The organism is Gilvimarinus gilvus (assembly GCF_030518155.1).
GTDB classification, from domain to species: Bacteria; Pseudomonadota; Gammaproteobacteria; order Pseudomonadales; family Cellvibrionaceae; genus Gilvimarinus; species Gilvimarinus gilvus.
In genome coordinates, this window is record NZ_JAULRU010000797.1 from 56975 (window position 1) to 74769 (window position 17795).

Sequence of the window (17795 nt, forward strand, 5' to 3'; positions counted from 1 at the left end):
AGGAATCCCTATGGGACAGCTCAACATTGCAGCCAAGCGTGTATTGTCGATTGATGTCTTCCGTGGCATCACTATTCTTACCATGGTGTTCGTGAATGAATTGGCGGGTATCGCCAATGTACCCGGCTGGATGAAGCACCTCGCGGCGGATGTCGATGGCATGACCTTTGTCGATTTAGTCTTTCCCGCCTTTTTGTTTATTGTCGGTATGTCTATTCCTTTCGCCAGTGCTGCGCGGCTTAAAAAAGGCGACGACTTACGCCAACTACTTTTTCATGTTCTGATTCGAAGCCTCAGCCTTATCATCATTGGTGTATTTATGGTCAACACCATTGCCGGCTTCGATGAGCAGGCGATGCTGATTCCCATGGACCTGTGGACACTACTTATGTACGGCGCCGTACTCCTCGTGTGGTGCCAGTATCCGAGGGGGTGGTCCAAGGTGGCCAGCAACATACCCAAGATAATTGGCGGAGCCTTGCTGGTGCTGCTTTGGTTCTTGTATGAAGGCAATCAAAATCAAGGAATGACGACACAGTGGTGGGGTATTCTCGGACTGATCGGTTGGGCCTATTTACTGGCGAGTATTGTCTATCTATTTGCATTAACGATTACCAACGCGGTGAGTCACATACTCTTTCTCATTGTTGCCGCCCTAGGATTCCTTGGCTTATTTTTCTTGCTTGATGGTGTGCAAGAATTTCAAGGATCGGCACTGCAGCTACTGGTCAACAACAATAACAACCACACCCATGCCGCCATCGTACTGGCCGGTGTCACGCTTTCCACTTTGTTTTATAACGAGGTACTCGCCGCGTCACTCAAACGCAATGCGTTGCTGTTTATTGTTGCCTCAGGGGCACTCGCGTTCGCCTGTTGGCAAGTGAGTCCTATTTCAAAAATTTGGGCGACTCCCAGCTGGGGGCTATTTAGTATATTTTTCTGTGCACTGATTTTCACGGCCACCTATTACATAGTCGATATTAAACATTACACCCGCTGGTGCCAGTTCTTTGCGCCGGCAGCGGCCAACCCGCTGTTAGTGTATCTGATCCCCTACGTTTTAATTGCGGCCGTTGGCTTGGCCGGCGTGAGCTATCGCCCGGCATTTTTCGACAGTGGCTTGGCGGGAATTGTATGGGCCGCGGTATTTTCCATTGCGATTATGTGGATTGGTGCCTTTGTGAGTAAAATGGGCGTTAAACTGAAGCTATAATCCATTCACGCTACTCATTAACGACAATAATAACTATGACCGTCGTCATCATTAGCCATCCGAGCTGCCAACAACATCTCTCCCCTGAGGGGCACCCTGAGTGCCCCGAGCGGATTGATGCCATTCGCAACCAGCTGATTACCAGCGGTCTGGAATTCGTTATTAGCGAGCGGGACGCCGTTGAAGTCACCCAACAGCAGTTACTGGCGGTGCACGACTCCGACTACCTCGCCTCCCTCGACAACTTGCCACCGGCCACGGGCATTCGCGTTTTTGATGACGATATCTGGATGAGCCCACACACTATGGTTGCCGCCCGCCATGCCGCGGGCAGTGGTGTGCAAGCTGTGGAGCTGATTCTCGCCGGTACAGCCAGTACGGTGTTTTGCAATGTACGCCCGCCCGGACACCACGCCGAACGACACAGGGCGATGGGGTTTTGCATTTACAACAATATTGCTATCGCCGCCCGGTATGCACTCGACCACGGCTTGCAATGCGTTGCAATACTGGATTTTGACGTGCACCAGGGCAACGGCACTCAAGATATTTTCCGGCAAGAGTCCCGTGTGCTTTTTTGCTCCTCTTTCCAACACCCCTTTTACCCCAACACAAGGTTAGAAACCGAACGCGAAAACATTATTAACACACCACTTGATGCGACGGCCAAGGGCCCTGAGTTTCGCCAGGCGGTTACAGAATACTGGCTGCCAGCCCTTGAGAAATTCCAACCTGAGTTGTTACTGGTATCCGCCGGGTTTGATGCTCATGTATTAGACGATATGTCGTCTGTCAGTCTGACCGAAGCCGACTACAGCTGGGTCACTGAGCAGTTGCGCCAATATATGGATGATCATGAATTTTGCCGGGGCATTGTTTCTATGTTGGAAGGTGGATACGACTTGCCCGCACTGGGACGCAGCGCGGTTGCGCATATAAAAGCGCTGGGAAAGTTGTAGTGCGTAACCGCTAAACAACAACCTCCCCTTGCTCCAGTCGTGCACAAGCCCCGCCACTTGACCTGTTATCTACTCAACATCAGCCACAATAAAGCTGAGGATATCCTTTGCGGTACTGATGTTTTCCAAATCAGTATAGAGCTCACCGTCTGCGCCGGAGTGATGACCGCGGCCAATCAAATCGAGCAAGTATTTGCGTGATTCATTCGAGTCAATTGTTGTTGCGTAGACTAAGGATGGTTGACCTGAAGAGCCATCGCCACTGTAAATAGGATCTTCCGGGAAACGATCTTTACTGTAATACTCGTTGAAGTCATAACTACGGTTAACTTCTACTAATAACCGATACTCGCCCATACGTGGCGCGGTTAACGATATGAATGAATCGCTTTGTGGTGTGGCGCCACTGACACCGTCCAAATCCGCATTTTCATTGACCGGTGCGTAATAGCCATCCGCCTCTTGAATGCCTCGGCTATGGCTCCAGTAAGGCAGTGCTTCAGGCCGACGGGTGGGGCCCGCATCGGTTTCACCAAAACCCGAGTTGGAAACTTTACCGGTAACGTACAGCGTATCAATATACTGCCCATCCAATGTTTCCATCCAGACTGCCACCTGTGGAATACTGGTATAGGTAATCGTCCAAAACACTGGTTGCGGCTCGGACTCATACGCGCTACCCGCTTTCAGAAATAAATTCAACTTAGGTAAATCGGTATCGCCCGTTAAATCGGTCAACGTGTATTCGGATGTTTCTGGCAGTCCTCGCTTCCTTAAAGTTTCTGCCGTTTCCATAACTGTGGCAAAGGGTGGCAATGCAAGCATTAAACCAACGACTACTATTAAGAACCCTACTCCACAGCCAACCAAAGTCTTTTTGCCGGCTCGCTTACTCAGATGACTGAGGTAAACCTTAAGGTTATTTTTGAAATGCAAACCGGTGCCAATGATAAAGAATATGGAGGCCCAAATATGAATCGCTCCAACGAAGTAACTCCAGGGTAAAGCGTAAAGCAAAATACCCGTTGTCATCAGGGTAATAAAAACAATTGATATAGTAATGGTAGTTGCGGATCTGATATTCATAGTGCGGCCCTGCAAAAGTATTATTGTGATTCTTTGTCACTAACCGGCCCTTGTTGGGCCGGCCGTACTTCGGTTTAATCAATGCTTGTCAGAAAAAGCCATTTCGGCAAACTTTTTGTATTTAGAGAAATCTTTCCCCGCGGCCCATTCACCTATATTTTCCTTGAACTGAATCATTTCTTCGTCCGTCAGAACGGTCGCCAGCTCAGCATTTTTCTCGTCAATAAACACTGGAATCTGGTCAAACTCACCGCTCATGGCCAATTCCCCAACCTGCCTGTAGGAGTTTAATATTTGATCAACTTCGTACGCTCGTGCTTCGTCTAGATTAAGGTTCTCAACGAAACGGTTGGCACCTTTACAATCTTCTCCATAAGAGGAGGCGTAAGCCACACCGCTAATACCAATAACAGCCAGACCGATCAAAATTAATTTTTTCATCATTCTTTCCTCATTGTGAATCATCTGCTGCCCCGCTCGCTTACCTTGTAGGTTATCGCCGGGGACATCGGGAACCTCTGAGTGAATCCTTGTGGTCTCTGCGCAATCTGGCGAGGAGCAGTCTCTAGGCGGCAATCGCCGTTAATGGCCGTAGCCCTTAGCAAGGTGCCAACACCGAGAATGCCCGCGCCAGGCCGCGCCCTTCGGGGCTTTCAGGAGTTCTCGCTGACTGCGTTGCGCTCACTCGACGGGCAACCAGCCCGACTCGATCGCGCGCCTTGCCAGCAAGAACTCCTGAAAGCCAGAGGCCGCAAGGATTCACTCAGAGTTTCCCTAGATTGCGCTAACATTGGGGAAGGAAAGTGGCACAAATGTGAAAGGAATGTGCAAGCTTAGCAAGTGAGGCGAGAACTGAGCGCTGCTAGTTAGTGCTTGGCAGGCTGTTGAAAAACTCTTTTCACACAAAGCGTGGCCTAAAGCATGCGGTTGTTGTAACTTGCTTTGCTTTGTTGTTACTTGCTGTGACTTGTCGCGGCGGACAAGGTGGTTTCCGTTACCGGATTCCTTTGCCAGCGACATAGCGCGGCAAATGTGCGCTCAAACCACGCCCTAGGGGGTTTCAAATTTGTAACCACTGCCATAGACCGAGCGAATCAACTCAATATCCTGGGCGGAAGTGACCAATTTTTTGCGAAGCTTTTTGATATGGCTATCTACGGTTCGATCGCTGACAACGCGATAATCTTGATAGATATTGTCGAGAATGTACTGGCGGGAAAAGATTCGACCCGGCTGAGAATACAGCAGTGCGAACAGCTTAAATTCAATAGCCGTCAGCTCGACTGTCTTGCCAAATAAAATCAACTCCTGTCGGTGCTCATCCAAACTTATGGACGACTTCCCCTCTGGCGATGCAACCGCTTCACTGTGACTGCGACGCAATACAGCTTTTACCCGGGCGACAACTTCCCGAGGGCTATAGGGCTTACAGATATAATCGTCAGCGCCGAGTTCCAACCCCAGTAGGCGGTCAATTTCTTCGACTTTTGCCGTCATCATAATAATAGGCGTGGCATTGCGATTAAGCTGGTTTTTACAAATCTGTAGCCCATCAACTCCGGGCAACATCAAATCCAGCAGGATCAGATCCGCTTGATTCTCCATCAACCAGGCTTCGGCACCATCGCCCGTGTGAAACTGCAAGGTCCGATAGCCATTGGCACTCAGGTAATCATCCAGCAACTGAGCCAAGTCTTGTTCGTCCTCGATAACGCAAATAAGTGGAGCTTGTGTCATTAGATCGCTACTGTGATTGTTTGGGCAATTCTACCCGAATAGATAACCCGCCCAAAGGGGAATCTTCGGCATAAATCCGGCCCTGATGCGCCATGACGATATTGGTACAAATGGCCAGCCCCAAACCAGCCCCACCGGTACTCCGGTTACGTGAATTCTCCAGTCGGTGGAGCCGCTCGAAAATCTTCTCTCGCTGCTCTGGCGGCACTGTGGGCGCGCTGTCGCGAACCTGAAGCGTTACTGTATCGGCATTCTCAGACAGCTCTACCTCAATTGCACCACCCGTACTGGTATACCGCGTGGCGTTCTCCAGTAAATTGTTGAGCAGCTGCCCTAGCCGCTTAGCATCGCCGTGCATGCGTATCGGGCCACCCGGGGGTAAAAGGTGACTAAGCCTCAAACCGGCATAGCCGGCTTTGGCCTGGAATTGTTCGACACACGACGCAACCACGCGGTCGAACTCCAACGGTTGTTTTTGGTAACTCAGCGCGCCAATATCCGACAACGCCAGCTCAAACAAATCATCCACCAGGGCGTTCAAGCCCGAGACCTTTTGCTCTAACAGCGCTAAACCCTCTGTATCGAGCGGTCTCACACCATCCTGCATGGCTTCTATTTGCGCCTTAAGCACCGCAACCGGCGTACGCATTTCATGGGAAATATCGGCAATCCAGTTAGCTCGCGATTTTTCATTGGCTTCCAGTGCTTGCGCCAACCGGTTGAAGTTGTCGCACAGCTGGCCAATTTCATCGCGGCTTTTGACCTCCAGGCGCTGGCGATAATCACCCGAGGCCAACGCTTCGGTGTAGGTCGATAGCGCAACTATCGGGCGACTAATTCGGCGTGTTAAGAAGGTTGCAACACCAATTGAGACAATTAAGATCACGACACTGATCGTACCGAAGAAAGTGAGCTGGTGGGCCATAAATTTCTGGTCAACTTCTCGCACTACAACATCTGGCTTAACAAAGCCAATAAACCCCAGTGTCACGCCCTGATCAATCAGTGGCACCCAGCTTATGGTTTTTTCTGGCTTGATAACGCCCATCAAAAGATTTTTTTCACGGCCAAAAAGGCTGATGCTGCTGACAAATTCGCGGTAAAACTTCTGCGATATTTGTTGATGCTCGGCAGTAGAGCCAACGTCCGGGAACATGCCAGGGCTGTCGGAAAAAATGATAGATTTAACCTGTAGCCAGCGTTCCGGGTCGCGCTGCAAGCCTGCGAAAGTACCTTCGTTTCGATAAATAGTGACCAATGCACTTTGCAAGATTTCAAGCCGCTGTATCGACTGCGCAGAGGTGTAGTCCAAAAACCCACGTTTCAGGCTACTGTGCAGCATCACGTACATCGTGAGAACCGTTAACGTCAAGGTACAAAAAAAGGCGAGCCAGAGCTTACCACCGACATTGATGCGCATAGTGAACCGTCCCGAATATATCAGTTGCCGTGTATCTTAGGGATTTAGCCGTCAATTGAACAGCCAAAACACCTTTGGCGATAGCAGTTTCACAGTATTTGCATAATTGGGACGGAATGGGGAATGGGGAATGGGGAACGGGGAACGGGGAACGGGGAACGGGGAACGGGGAATAGCTTGCCAAACCAACACCCATGCAGCAATAGGCGCGTATATTGATAGTTATGCTTAGCGTCGCAAACTTAAGATCAACCCCAGCGCTACCCTCATAACCACACTCTAGGCGACTACGCACTGGTTTTCTGCGTTGACCCGTTAACGGCCCACAAAAAGAATGCAATAATCATGAAGAGACCATATGCAATCAACCTAGGAATTACATTCCTTAATCAATAATTTCCAGTAGAAACCGATCAATTTGCCCTGCGCATTCCTTCGCGGAATGCTGCCCAATGAAATGTCCTCTTTGTAGCTCCACTACCTCCGTACTTGAAAAGGTAGTGGCGACTTGCCTGACCGTGTCTAGACTAACAAAACGATCATTTTTCGGACGAATATACAAAGCGGGTACATTTACACTTACATTTAGGTTAGTTAATCGAGAGATATTACGTAAACGTTGGCGCATCTTCGGCATACCTGTTTTTTCAACGCTTTGGAAAACTCTCGACAGCTGATCCTGCGTCGCCTTTCGGTCAAAACCCAAGTAATTGAGGACGACCCGACTGACTGGGCCAGAAGACATCAAACCCAGCGGTATTTTATGAGAATGCTTAGAGTATGGCGAGGGAGGCCCTGTAAAGCTCGCAATAAAAATAACGGCAGTAACGCAGTTTGGTAATTGTTGGCACAGCTGTAACGCTAACGGCCCAGAATAGGATTCAGCTACTAGTACTTTAGGCTCATTATTCCATAATTTTTCAACTAGAAGTCGCACCTGACCATCATACGATTCAGCCGAAAGACTATTTAGCGACACCACCTCGGTGCAATATTTTTGGGGCAGCTCAGCAAGTAGTGGAGCGAACAAATCACCGGTTCCATCCATGCCCGGCAATAAAACTAATCGCACATTCTTGCTCCAATCTTAATGGCTAAAACCACGTTCACTCCCCCGGCACCGTTACCATCCAGGCAATACCGAACTGATCAGTCACCATGCCATATAGAGATGCCCAAAAGGTCGGGGCGAGCGGCATATCAATTTTTCCGCCCTCGGCTAGCGCGCTAAAGTAGCGTTTCGCATCGGTTTCAGAATCTGTGCGTAGCGCCAGCGAGTAGCCGCCCATAGTGGTTTTGTCGTCAATACCGTCCGAGGCAAATATGGCGGTGGCGCCTATCTGCAATTCGGCATGCATTATCTTTTGCTCAAATCCTTCTTGCAACACACCAGAGGGCATCGCTTCGGGGCTTTGATCAAAACGCATTGAAAAGTTGATTGTGGCATCAAGCTTGTCGCAATAAAAAGCCATGGCCTGCTCGCATTGCCCGTTAAAAAATAGATACGTCAAGACGCGTGTACTTGATGGCTGGTTCATGCTATTCCCTGCTGGACGGAGGTTGAGTCATTGTTGGGTTTAACGCTGATTTATGCTTTAGCTATTGTTCAATTGAAAATAGCGTTGCCTTGCCAGGCGATAGTGCTTAAAGACGCTTCCATCATAGTCTACATCCCCAAGCAACTCAAAACCAAACCGTTGCAGCGCGCCTACCCGAGTACGCGATGGCGGCAGCAGTACGCACACCGAGGACAACTTAAGCGCGGTAAATGCACGATCCAGCAGCTGTCTGGCCACTGCAAGACCGATGCCCCAATGTTTGGGCGTAAGCACTATGGCAAGCGCAGCCTCCCCCAACTCCGGTTGCAACCCGGCCCAGCCCGCGAATTCACCGTCAACAATAACAGCCTGAGGAGCATAGCCTGCGCTTACCCACAGTTGCTCTTTCGCGGCCAGCCACCTCTGACAGGCGAGTTCGTCGAATCCTCCAGGAGCCAAAGGCAGGTGCCGCAATACCTGTGGATTGCCATGCAGCTCTATATAAAACGACAAGGGAATACTTGACAGTGGCTGATACCGAATAGCTTTGGTCATAAAGAGCGTCATTTATTAAAAGGTTATACTCTCAGACGAAGGACAAGCTGAATTGTTACATTTAACTTCGCCAGGCGAATATAAATGCATGGCTCAATCGGGGAAATCGTACCGCATAAAGATAATCCCTTCTTCCATATCGCGTTTGACGCTGAAACCAAGAGCGCGCGCCAGCGCCGCCATACCATTATTCTGCAACATGGTTTCACCGGTTATACGATCAATGCCACAGTCTGCGCAGTATCGAATCATTTTCTGCAACAAAATTTTACCTAAGCCTTGCCCTTTTATATCAGAGCGCACAATGACGGCAAATTCGCCTTCGGTATTGTCAGGGTCCATTAGCACTCGCACCACACCCAAGGTTTCAAACTGACCCTTTTCATTCTGTGCGCTGGCGATAAACGCCATTTCCCGGTCGTAGTCGATTTGCGTTTGGCGTGCTAATTGTTCATGCCCCAGACTGGGCAATTCGGCAAAATAGCGGTTGTAGCGGTCACTGGCCGAAAGTTTGCTATCAAACTCTTTGTGAGTGGTTTCATCCTCGGGGCGAATCGGTCGCAACACAGCCCTGCGCCCCGATTTTAAAGTAATGATTTCTTCCAGCTCTTTCGGATACGGCCGAATGGCCAGCCGACGTTCATTGGGATCGCCCAAACGTACACTGATATCCACCACCGTAAGCTCGTTCCCCGAGGCCAATACCGGGTTGATATCCAACTCGTGAATTTCCGGGTGGTCAATAATAATTTGATTAACCTGAGTCAGTAAAACGCTCAGCGCATGTCGATCGAGCGGCTGTTGTAAGTTGGTGTCCCGCACTTTACCTTCCGCCAGCGCCTGAATCACCAAATAGCGTGACAATGCCATATTTAAAGGCGGCAGAGCCACCACACTGTGGCGCTCGGTATCCAGCTCGGCACCGCCTTCGCCCAGTAAAATAACCGGGCCAAAAACCGGGTCATTTTTTACCGCAATACGCAACTCATGAGCCCCGGCCCGACGCGCCATATGCTGCAACGTAAACCCCTCGACATGTGCATGGGGAATGGTTGCGAAAACACGCTCCAGCATGTTGCTGGCGGTAAGCTCGACCTCTTCACCCGAGTGCAGGTTGAGCACCACACCGCCCACATCAGACTTGTGCAAAATATCTGGCGAGATGATTTTAAGCGCAACGGGAAAGCCCAAGATTTCTGCCTGTGCGGCCAGGCCATCAACGTGATGCGCCGTTGAAGTGGGCACCGTTTGAATGCCGTAGGCGTCGAGTAAGGCAACGGACTGCTCCGCGCTTAACTGATTGAAACCCTCATGATAGGCACTTTGAATAAGCGTGCGCGCGGTATCAATATCGTGCTGCACATCGGCGGGGATAGATTCCGGAGCTTCCATCAACAGCTTTTGGTTGCGCCGGTACTGCACCATATGCATAAACGCCCCCACAGCCCCTTCCGGTGTTCTAAAGGACGCTATGCCCGCGCGCGAAAACCGCTCTCGCGCTACCACAGCGGCGCTTTCCCCCATCCAAGCCACCAACACATTGGGGACTTTACGGGTCTTTCGCTTGATGGTTTGAATCACTTTAGCTGCATAGGTTTCACCGCTCACCAACGCCGATGGGCAGTGCAATACCAAGATGTTTTCCACCTCCGGCGCCTCTAATAAAACATCCAACACGTCTTGGTAAAGTTCCGGCGGCGCATCACCCAGTAAATTAACAGGGTTACCGCAGTGTCCCCCCAATGGCACCACCTGGCGCAAGCGTTCAAGCGTGGATTCGTTTAAGGTTTCCAACCGCCCGCCGTCACTGAGCAACGTATCCACTGCCATGAGTGCCGGACCCACGCCGTTGGTTAATACGGTTAAGCGCTCACCGCGAATGGGTTTGCCATGAGCGAGAGTTTCCACGGCGGCGAAAAGCTCGCGCAACTCCCCCACCCGCAGCATACCGGCTCGTTTAAACGCCGCGTCGTATACGCCATCGGCGCCGATTTGATCGCGAGTTAAATCGGCGGTGGACTCTAAACTTTCCAGCGAATGACCGGTTTTAATGACGAGAATAGGTTTATTGGTTGAGGCCGCCCGAGCCGCGGACATAAACAAACGACCACGACGAATGTTTTCTACGTACAACAATATGGCCGACGTTTTTGCGTCGCGACCCAGATAATCAAGAAGTTCGGCGTAATCTACATCGCAGGCGTCCCCTAGTGCGACAAAGTGGGAAAAACCAATTTTTCTTCGCTGCGCCCAATCGAGAATCGTGGTACAAACGGCGGAAGATTGACTGACAAAGGCAATCTTGCCCGCCGCAGCTGCGGTGTGCGCGTAGCTGGCGTTTAGACCAATGCCGGGCACCATAACACCCAAACTGTTAGGGCCTAAAATACGCATTAGCCAGTGACGGGCGCGCTCCAGCATTAGCGCTTGTACACTTTGTTGGGTGCCATCTGCTCTGAGCACACTGAGCCCTGCGGCAATCACAATGGCGTTGCGGCATCCTAGCTGACCTAGCTCATCAATAATGTCCGGCACTCTGTCAGCGCGGGTACAAATAATCGCCAGATCCGGCACTACGGGTAATTGGCCAATGGTGGCGTAAGCCAGTACGCCGTTAATGGCTTTGTACTTTGGGTTTACCGGCATAATCGGCCCGGCAAACGAAGCCTGCAGTAAATTGCGCATGACCGCATTACCGGGTCGATTGGCGCGATTGGAAGCGCCTATCACAGCCACAGAGGCGGGTCGTAACAGTTTGTCGATAGCGTTTATACTCATGCTTGTATTATATGACGTTTTAACGCGTTCAACGAAAAGCCCGCCTTATTTTGGCCAAGGTTTGTTGGGCAAATACAATGTTTGATATAGTCACCCAGACAACCTGAACAACAATAAACGAAGGGACCTTACAATGCGTAGTAACCTAGTGTGGAATCAACGATTGCGCCGTTTATTAGTCTCAGCCGCAGGTCTTTGTGCCATCAGCTTACCCACCTTGACTCATGCCGCCCCCTCCTGCGATAACTTTCGAGCCAAAAGTTTCGATCAGCTGAGCACTACCGAAGCACTGCCTAACCCTTTCGTTTTCGCGGACGGCGGCGCAGTCATACGTTCATCTGATTGGTATTGCCGACGTCAAGAAACAGCCCAACAAATACAACGCTGGATTTACGGTGAAAAAGAGCCCGCTCCCAAGCAGATCACCGGTGAGGTGAATGCCCAGTCGGTCACCGTAAAAATTATCGATAACGGCAAGCGCATTGCATTTACCGCAGAAATTACATTACCCAATACGGGCGACCCCCCTTACCCCGCAATGATTGGCATTGGCCGCTCCTTTCTCGACAACCAAGCGCTGCTTGATCGCGGAATAGCCCTTATCAATTTCCCCAATAATGAGTTGGGCCAACAAGATGGTGGCCATAGCCGGGGCAAGGGCAAGTTCTACGCTCTGTACGGTGAAAATCACTCGGCTGCGTCGACGATGGCATGGGCTTGGGGCGTTAGCCGTTTAATCGATGCGCTGGAGCTTACACAGGGCCACAGAATAGATACCCAACACCTCGGCGTTACGGGCTGCTCGCGCAATGGTAAAGGCGCGTTAGTAACCGGGGCATTCGATGAGCGCATAGCACTGAGTATTATTCAGGAAAGCGGCTCGGGTGGATCAGCGGCCTGGCGGGTATCGGACGCTCAACTTGCGTCGGGGCAAAACGTACAAACAGCGCGACAAATTGTGACGGAAAACACCTGGCTGCGCGAAGACTTTACACAATTCTCAGAGAGCGTCAGCAAACTGCCGGTAGACAACCACCAATTGATGGGGCTGGTAGCACCGCGCGGGTTACTGCTATTGGAAAACACCGGTATGGAATGGCTGGGCAATGAAAGCGCCTACACCTCGGCACTGGCAGCCCGGGAAATCTACTTTGCACTGGGCGCAGAAGAAAATATGGGCATCACACAAGTCGGTGGCCACCAACACTGTCAGGTGCCGGACTCGCAAAAGCCGGCCATCAATGCCTTTGTTGATCGCTTTTTACTGGATAAAGACGTGGACACTAACCTGACGACAACAGATGGCGAATTTAGCGTTGACCGGGAACGCTGGATGCCCTGGCCAACCCCTAAACTGCGCTAAGTCGTGTTGAGAGCACACGGCTATTGAGGCGCAAGGAAGCGCCCGAAGAAATTATCAACCGTGTCAACGTTTTCAATGCCCAGTATCCATACCGCCTCGACAGTATCGGAAAAGTCAAAACCGCCATTGCCAACGGAGGTGTTGTCGTAGCCGGTTTTGCCGTTGTATTCATCAGCCAACCGTTTGGCTTCGCGCCACACGGCACCAACCTTCGGATTGCCCAATACAGTTTCCCACAGCTGGCCATCGTCTACACGGTAATTTGGTGTACCATTGCCCGCGCCATTACCGTCGGCAATTTTTACATAATCCGAGTAATTGCGAGCGTAAGTGAGCTTATCCGGGTGAGTGACCGACTCATTCCACACACTGTGCTGCACAATATGCACTCTGCGCTTGGTGTTGAGCTCTGGCATACGCGCACGAAGCGCACGAAGTAAATCGGCGCTAAAATCGGCTTGCCCTGCATCTTGCAGCCAAAGGTCGCCACCGCCAGCTAGCACCTTGTGTGCGAGCGTCGCGGCTTTATCCAAAGCCTTATCGCGCTCGTTATGAGCGTCAACCCAGTTCTTCCCGAACGCCAAATTAAACAGCTTGGGCGACTCGATATACACGCCGTCTTGCTGCCCATAGGCGCCGGCAACAGCCAGGTACGTCATGGAAGCATACGGTTCCTGGCTTAGAATTGTCGAGAGCGCTGCAATGGAGTGCAGGTCATCGACATCGGGCTTGCTATCAAAGTTTGAAATCAGGGCGTCGGTTTGCAGGTTCATAGTCGCCTTGATATCACCGGCGAGCACCGGCACTGACAACATGCTCACCGCCAATAGCAAACCGTACACAAATGTCTGTTTCATAGCACTACTCGCTTTATGGGTTATTTAGGTCACTATAGAACCCGCCAATCAAGACAGCAATATGACTTTACCCATGTCTAACACTTCTTAATTAAAAAAGCGGCTTACGGATAACACCATAAGCCGCAACCGACTTGCCTTACGCGCTAATAAGCACTAAGCAAGTCGCGCTATGACCCTTCTTTTGGCAATATAGCGGTAGACCAACCAAAGTGTAATCACCGTGCCGATTACGCTTGGCATAACCTGACTCCACGGCTGAAAATCTCGCAGAATATTCCCCGACGCGGCAGAGGCAGCGGCAAAATAGGCACCGACCATTTTTACGCCATGATCAATGGGCCAAACCGACTTCACCCATTTTTTGCGCCACAGCACGCGCGACACGTCATACAACGCATACGTAGAAACAATAGAAATCGTGCTGTAACCCATTGCCGGCGGCCAGGATGAGCTGCCCCCGCTGTGCAATACCGTCATAAAATACCCGCACAACGCCAAAGCAATGAGCGCAAACGATTGATCCAGTGCGCCGGGGCCATAATGTTTCATACGTAAACTACGGTACCCGCTCACAAAACCGTAGGTAGCCGCCAAAGTGACGGCGGCCAAAGCAGGCGGCGAGCGGAAAAACATAACGCCAATAATGGCTGAGAATAAAACAACAGAGTAACCCCACAAGAAGTAACGGCCAAACCACTTGTGTCTGCTGCTGCCCTTCTCGGTTAAAAGCGAACCCACACCTAACAGAAGAATTAGACTCCCCGCGAAAATATGCGTGGATACATTGAGTAGTTGCCAGATTCCCATAGTTATACCTGCGGTTTCAGTCGACGAATGACAACGGCAGTGCGATTACTGCGACGCTGCTACTGGACCGATTTTTTCTTGCGCCCGTTCAACAACCAACCGATGGGGGTATGACGCACCAAAATGGCGTAGCTCAAATAGCCGATCCCGAGCGTGGCTACCGACTCCAACACAAACTCCAGGAAAATAGGCATGTCATTGGTTTGCAGTAAGAACTGCAAGTGGAAAACAATCGGCAGATGGACGATATACACCCAATAGGAGCCGTCGGAAACATAACGCAGAACCCGGCTTTGCTTATTGAAAAACCGATAAGCCAATAGTAGAAAAAGAAAAGTGAAGTACCAGGCCATTAAAGAAGTAGTCACCACCTGTACAACCTGTGACACACTCAACGGCTGAGCACCTGTCATTTGCATTACGTCGGCCAAGCTGATGGGTTCAGGCAAATAAAGCGTAAAAACAATACTCGATATCGTTGCTACCGTTAACAGGTGAGGCCAGAACTTAGCAATGGTGTCTATGAGTATTCTGTTCGAGAAAAATACCCAGCCTACCCAAAAGAACAAACCGTAAAATGCAAGCGCCCAGGGTTGTGGCACGAAACTCTCTGGCGCCGGGTGAGGCATACCGATTCTAATCAGCACAATACCGGTTAATACTGGCAGCCCAATAAACAACATACGCCCGTCCATCAGCGCGGCGAATAGCCGCTCTCGCTTGCCGACCAACTTCACAATTGCGGCGCTACCCAAGCAAAACATAGCCAGATAATAAATAAACCAAAGATGGGTAGTGGACAGCGGTTGCTCCTGCCCCTGCGCCGCCTCTGGATTTTCAAAGGAAGCTTTAATCATCTGAATAATGGGTGACGGCGAGTCCAGCACTGTGGCTGCATAGTAAAAGCTGGCAATAATAGCCGCCATGGTCAGCGGCCAAAACACCGCAAAGGGCGCCGCTATACGCACCAGTCGGTTTTTCACGAAGCCACCAATACCGCGCTTGGCCACCAAATAGCAGGCAAAAAAACCGGCAATCAAAAAGAACAATGGCATGCGAAAGGTATGCATCCACCACGTCCAAACATCAAAGGCAAAAGACGTTTCCGAGTTGGCACTGGGCCAAAGCTCAGCCATGATATCCGAATATCCAACACCGACATGAAAAATAACCCCGGCCAGTAGCGCAATTGCGCGCAAGTTATCCAGATAATGGTAGCGAACGTCAGTGAGCGGCGCCGCATCTACACTTGAAAGCTCACTAGGGGCCGCCGCTCTACCATCCTCAATATTTACACTGCTTGTTGTCATCACTGTCTCCTTGCCAGCCACCGCTAGCGGGTAATATTTTTCTGCCGCACAGCAGCCACGAAGGCAATGGCAATTAGAATTGCAAATAAAATCAGTTCAACCGCGATCACCACATTCGCGGTTTCAGGCCACACTACGCCGATTTCTCCAACGATGCCGGCACTGAAAGCCTTTTGCATATAGTCAGAGCTAGGAACAATATTTAAGAACACCACAACGATCAGATTAGAAAGTACCCACGCCGAGATAGTCCACCCCTCGGAGCGGCTGACAATTGCAACCGATAGCGCCAGGGCAAAGGCCGTCAAATAGAGCGCAAAGCCCTGCACTTGAAAAACCAGCGTACCGCTCGACCAGTAGTCGCAAATAACATTCAGTACAAAAAGGGACGCAAAGGCTGGCAACCAGACAATGAGATAAGCCAGCAGCGAAGAAATGATTTTGACCAACGACAGCTGCGCAGCGGTAACCGGCAGTGTCATTAGAAACAAATGATTATTTTCCTTCGCCTCAAGCACCACATTTTTAAACACCAGATGGCAGTAAAACGCCACCATGGAAAATACACAAACAATGCCTCCCAACAATGCTATTTGCTCCTGCGGATAGCCCAGCAGTATCAAACCAAACAATGTGATACCGCCGTAGCAAAGCATCTGCAACTTGAGCTTGGCTATATCGCGCTTAATCAACAACCATTCAATGCTCATCGCTGCACTCCCCGCGCTTGACGACGCATCAGCACCTGCTGAATAAATATTTCTTCCAACGTCAGTGGTTGCGTTTGCACGACCTCAAACCCGGCCTCACTCAGTTGTGCTGTTCGCTTTGCGCTAAACGCATGGTCAATAGCCGTTACACGACCGCCAGCGCTGGCCGTCACATAAAGATCTCCGGGTAGCTGAGCACGATCTCCACCCGTTAATTGAATGCGGCGCCACTGATCCAGATAGGTTTCTTTGTCTAAACAACTGATCATTTCACCGTTATCGATAAACGCTATGTTGTCGGAGAGTCGCTCAACATCCTGTGTAAACTGAGACGAGAAAATCACACCGTTGTCTTCATTGAGCATTAATTCGAATAGCTCCGAGGTCAGCTCGTGGCGCGCCACGGGATCAAGTCCCGTGGAGGGCTCATCCAACACCAACAACTTAGGACGACGCGCCATGGCAAGCAGCAAGGTAGCCTTTACCCGCTGGCCTAGGGATAAGTGCCCTATTTTTTGTTCCGGGTTTAGCTCAAATTTGTGCAGAATGTGTTTGGCGTAACTGGCATCCCAGGTGGAGGTAAAACACTGCGCGACCAACTCCATATGCCAGCGAATGGAATAATCAGCAAACAAGCGCATATCCTCCGACACGTAAGCGGCATAATGCTTAAGTACCACCTCCTGCTCCGGTACCTTATAACCCAGTACAGCAATCTCACCGGCATCGGCACTGACCAGGCCCATCATCATCTTCAACAACGTCGATTTACCCGCGCCATTGGGCCCGACCATGCCCAGCACCTGCCCGCGCGGTAGGGTGAGATTAAAATTGTCCATGGTGAACAGTGGGTAGTGCTTACACACCCCACGCATACTCACCAACACATCGGAATCAGCCACCATACAATTAGCCTTCCCCTGTAGATTTGTTATTCAAAACCGCCGTCAGGCGCTCAATGAGCTCACTATCACTCAGCTTTAACAAACGCGCCGTTGCGGCCGCTTGTTGCAAGGTGTCATCCAGTTCGCGCAGTTTGAATTCACTGACCGCCCCTGTCTGCTCGGCAACAAACGAGCCCATACCCTGACGGGTATAGATAATGCCCGCGCCTTCTAACTCTTGATAAGCGCGCTTTACCGTGATTACGCTCACCTGTACTGACACCGCCAATTCACGGATAGACGGCAGGCCGTGCCCCGCAGGCCAGGTGCCTTCAATTACCAACTGCTTGATGTGATCCATAATCTGGACGTACATCGGACGACTGTCGGCCTGGGATAACTGGAATGTGTCTAGAGCCATAACACCTATGTATACTGTATATATTCTATATGCACAGTATATACACAGGTGTGAATTGGTGTAAAGGGGATTTTTGAAAGGGGTGGTGGACAGTGGACGCTGCACGGCGCCCCCAAATATGCAAGCTTTGTTTACTTTGTTGTTTCTTTCC

Annotated in this window: 17 protein-coding genes; 3 read left to right on the forward strand and 14 right to left on the reverse strand. The window is 50.7% G+C overall.

Features of this window, described 5'->3' with window-relative positions; genetic code table 11:
• The first annotated feature begins 10 nt into the window (after window positions 1-10).
• Both QWI17_RS20425 and QWI17_RS20430 read left to right on the forward strand, forming a co-directional pair.
• Window positions 11-1216 carry a DUF5009 domain-containing protein gene (locus tag QWI17_RS20425; protein WP_302724374.1) on the forward strand — a complete coding sequence of 402 codons (1206 nt, stop codon included), beginning with the start codon at window positions 11-13 and terminating at the stop codon, window positions 1214-1216.
• A gap of 35 nt (window positions 1217-1251) precedes the next feature.
• Window positions 1252-2175: a histone deacetylase family protein gene (locus tag QWI17_RS20430; protein ID WP_302724375.1), complete on the forward strand. Its 924-nt coding sequence runs from the start codon at window positions 1252-1254 to the stop codon at window positions 2173-2175.
• Window positions 2176-2244: 69 nt separating this feature from the next.
• Here QWI17_RS20430 and QWI17_RS20435 read toward each other — a convergent pair whose 3' ends face one another.
• The 8 genes from QWI17_RS20435 to QWI17_RS20470 form a co-directional block, all read right to left on the reverse strand.
• A complete protein-coding gene (locus tag QWI17_RS20435) occupies window positions 2245-3261 on the reverse strand; it encodes a DUF4405 domain-containing protein (protein ID WP_302724376.1) in 1017 nt (338 codons plus the stop codon).
• Window positions 3262-3339: 78 nt separating this feature from the next.
• Window positions 3340-3702 carry a hypothetical protein gene (locus QWI17_RS20440; protein WP_302724377.1) on the reverse strand — a complete coding sequence of 121 codons (363 nt, stop codon included), beginning with the start codon at window positions 3700-3702 and terminating at the stop codon, window positions 3340-3342.
• A gap of 609 nt (window positions 3703-4311) precedes the next feature.
• Window positions 4312-4998: a response regulator gene (locus QWI17_RS20445; RefSeq protein ID WP_302724378.1), complete on the reverse strand. Its 687-nt coding sequence runs from the start codon at window positions 4996-4998 to the stop codon at window positions 4312-4314.
• Between the two features lie 7 nt (window positions 4999-5005).
• Window positions 5006-6418 (reverse strand): ATP-binding protein, encoded by a 1413-nt coding sequence (locus QWI17_RS20450; RefSeq protein ID WP_302724379.1) that lies wholly within the window; start codon window positions 6416-6418, stop codon window positions 5006-5008.
• Window positions 6419-6803: 385 nt separating this feature from the next.
• Window positions 6804-7490: an alpha/beta fold hydrolase gene (locus QWI17_RS20455; protein ID WP_302724380.1), complete on the reverse strand. Its 687-nt coding sequence runs from the start codon at window positions 7488-7490 to the stop codon at window positions 6804-6806.
• 34 nt (window positions 7491-7524) lie between these two features.
• The gene (locus QWI17_RS20460; RefSeq protein ID WP_302724381.1) at window positions 7525-7956 is read right to left on the reverse strand and encodes a VOC family protein; all 432 of its coding nucleotides are present in this window, start codon (window positions 7954-7956) and stop codon (window positions 7525-7527) included.
• Window positions 7957-8013: 57 nt separating this feature from the next.
• On the reverse strand, window positions 8014-8511 hold the full coding sequence (locus tag QWI17_RS20465) for a GNAT family N-acetyltransferase (protein ID WP_302724382.1): 498 nt from the start codon (window positions 8509-8511) through the stop codon (window positions 8014-8016).
• Between the two features lie 93 nt (window positions 8512-8604).
• A complete protein-coding gene (locus tag QWI17_RS20470; RefSeq protein WP_302724383.1) occupies window positions 8605-11289 on the reverse strand; it encodes a bifunctional acetate--CoA ligase family protein/GNAT family N-acetyltransferase in 2685 nt (894 codons plus the stop codon).
• Between the two features lie 133 nt (window positions 11290-11422).
• Here QWI17_RS20470 and QWI17_RS20475 point away from each other — a divergent pair, with 133 nt between their 5' ends.
• Window positions 11423-12652, forward strand: a complete 1230-nt coding sequence (locus tag QWI17_RS20475; protein WP_302724384.1) for a glucuronyl esterase domain-containing protein — start codon at window positions 11423-11425, stop codon at window positions 12650-12652.
• A 20-nt stretch (window positions 12653-12672) separates the two neighbouring features.
• On the opposite strand, the gene QWI17_RS20480 is transcribed toward QWI17_RS20475, so the two are convergent.
• The 6 genes from QWI17_RS20480 to QWI17_RS20505 all read right to left on the reverse strand — a co-directional run bounded on the left by QWI17_RS20480 (window position 12673) and on the right by QWI17_RS20505 (window position 17644).
• Window positions 12673-13509 (reverse strand): hypothetical protein, encoded by an 837-nt coding sequence (locus QWI17_RS20480; protein ID WP_302724385.1) that lies wholly within the window; start codon window positions 13507-13509, stop codon window positions 12673-12675.
• Between the two features lie 156 nt (window positions 13510-13665).
• Window positions 13666-14319 (reverse strand): hypothetical protein, encoded by a 654-nt coding sequence (locus QWI17_RS20485; RefSeq protein ID WP_302724386.1) that lies wholly within the window; start codon window positions 14317-14319, stop codon window positions 13666-13668.
• A 59-nt stretch (window positions 14320-14378) separates the two neighbouring features.
• Window positions 14379-15629, reverse strand: a complete 1251-nt coding sequence (locus QWI17_RS20490) for an acyltransferase family protein (RefSeq protein ID WP_302724387.1) — start codon at window positions 15627-15629, stop codon at window positions 14379-14381.
• Between the two features lie 23 nt (window positions 15630-15652).
• Complete coding sequence (locus QWI17_RS20495) at window positions 15653-16339, reverse strand: hypothetical protein (protein WP_302724388.1); 687 nt, start codon at window positions 16337-16339, stop codon at window positions 15653-15655.
• On the reverse strand, window positions 16336-17244 hold the full coding sequence (locus tag QWI17_RS20500; protein ID WP_302724389.1) for an ABC transporter ATP-binding protein: 909 nt from the start codon (window positions 17242-17244) through the stop codon (window positions 16336-16338). The genes QWI17_RS20495 and QWI17_RS20500 overlap by 4 nt, the downstream gene beginning before the upstream one ends.
• Before the next feature lie 4 nt (window positions 17245-17248).
• Window positions 17249-17644, reverse strand: coding sequence for a GntR family transcriptional regulator (locus QWI17_RS20505; protein ID WP_302724390.1), 396 nt, complete (start codon window positions 17642-17644; stop codon window positions 17249-17251).
• Window positions 17645-17795: the final 151 nt, after the last annotated feature.

Coding starts and splice junctions, on each gene's coding strand:
- QWI17_RS20425 (WP_302724374.1), top strand. CDS start 11: ATGGGACAGCTCAACATTGCAGCCAAGCGTGTATTGTCGATTGATGTC.
- QWI17_RS20430 (WP_302724375.1), top strand. CDS start 1,252: ATGACCGTCGTCATCATTAGCCATCCGAGCTGCCAACAACATCTCTCC.
- QWI17_RS20435 (WP_302724376.1), bottom strand. CDS start 3,261: ATGAATATCAGATCCGCAACTACCATTACTATATCAATTGTTTTTATT.
- QWI17_RS20440 (WP_302724377.1), bottom strand. CDS start 3,702: ATGAAAAAATTAATTTTGATCGGTCTGGCTGTTATTGGTATTAGCGGT.
- QWI17_RS20445 (WP_302724378.1), bottom strand. CDS start 4,998: ATGACACAAGCTCCACTTATTTGCGTTATCGAGGACGAACAAGACTTG.
- QWI17_RS20450 (WP_302724379.1), bottom strand. CDS start 6,418: ATGCGCATCAATGTCGGTGGTAAGCTCTGGCTCGCCTTTTTTTGTACC.
- QWI17_RS20460 (WP_302724381.1), bottom strand. CDS start 7,956: ATGAACCAGCCATCAAGTACACGCGTCTTGACGTATCTATTTTTTAAC.
- QWI17_RS20465 (WP_302724382.1), bottom strand. CDS start 8,511: ATGACCAAAGCTATTCGGTATCAGCCACTGTCAAGTATTCCCTTGTCG.
- QWI17_RS20470 (WP_302724383.1), bottom strand. CDS start 11,289: ATGAGTATAAACGCTATCGACAAACTGTTACGACCCGCCTCTGTGGCT.
- QWI17_RS20475 (WP_302724384.1), top strand. CDS start 11,423: ATGCGTAGTAACCTAGTGTGGAATCAACGATTGCGCCGTTTATTAGTC.
- QWI17_RS20480 (WP_302724385.1), bottom strand. CDS start 13,509: ATGAAACAGACATTTGTGTACGGTTTGCTATTGGCGGTGAGCATGTTG.
- QWI17_RS20485 (WP_302724386.1), bottom strand. CDS start 14,319: ATGGGAATCTGGCAACTACTCAATGTATCCACGCATATTTTCGCGGGG.
- QWI17_RS20490 (WP_302724387.1), bottom strand. CDS start 15,629: ATGACAACAAGCAGTGTAAATATTGAGGATGGTAGAGCGGCGGCCCCT.
- QWI17_RS20495 (WP_302724388.1), bottom strand. CDS start 16,339: ATGAGCATTGAATGGTTGTTGATTAAGCGCGATATAGCCAAGCTCAAG.
- QWI17_RS20500 (WP_302724389.1), bottom strand. CDS start 17,244: ATGGTGGCTGATTCCGATGTGTTGGTGAGTATGCGTGGGGTGTGTAAG.
- QWI17_RS20505 (WP_302724390.1), bottom strand. CDS start 17,644: ATGGCTCTAGACACATTCCAGTTATCCCAGGCCGACAGTCGTCCGATG.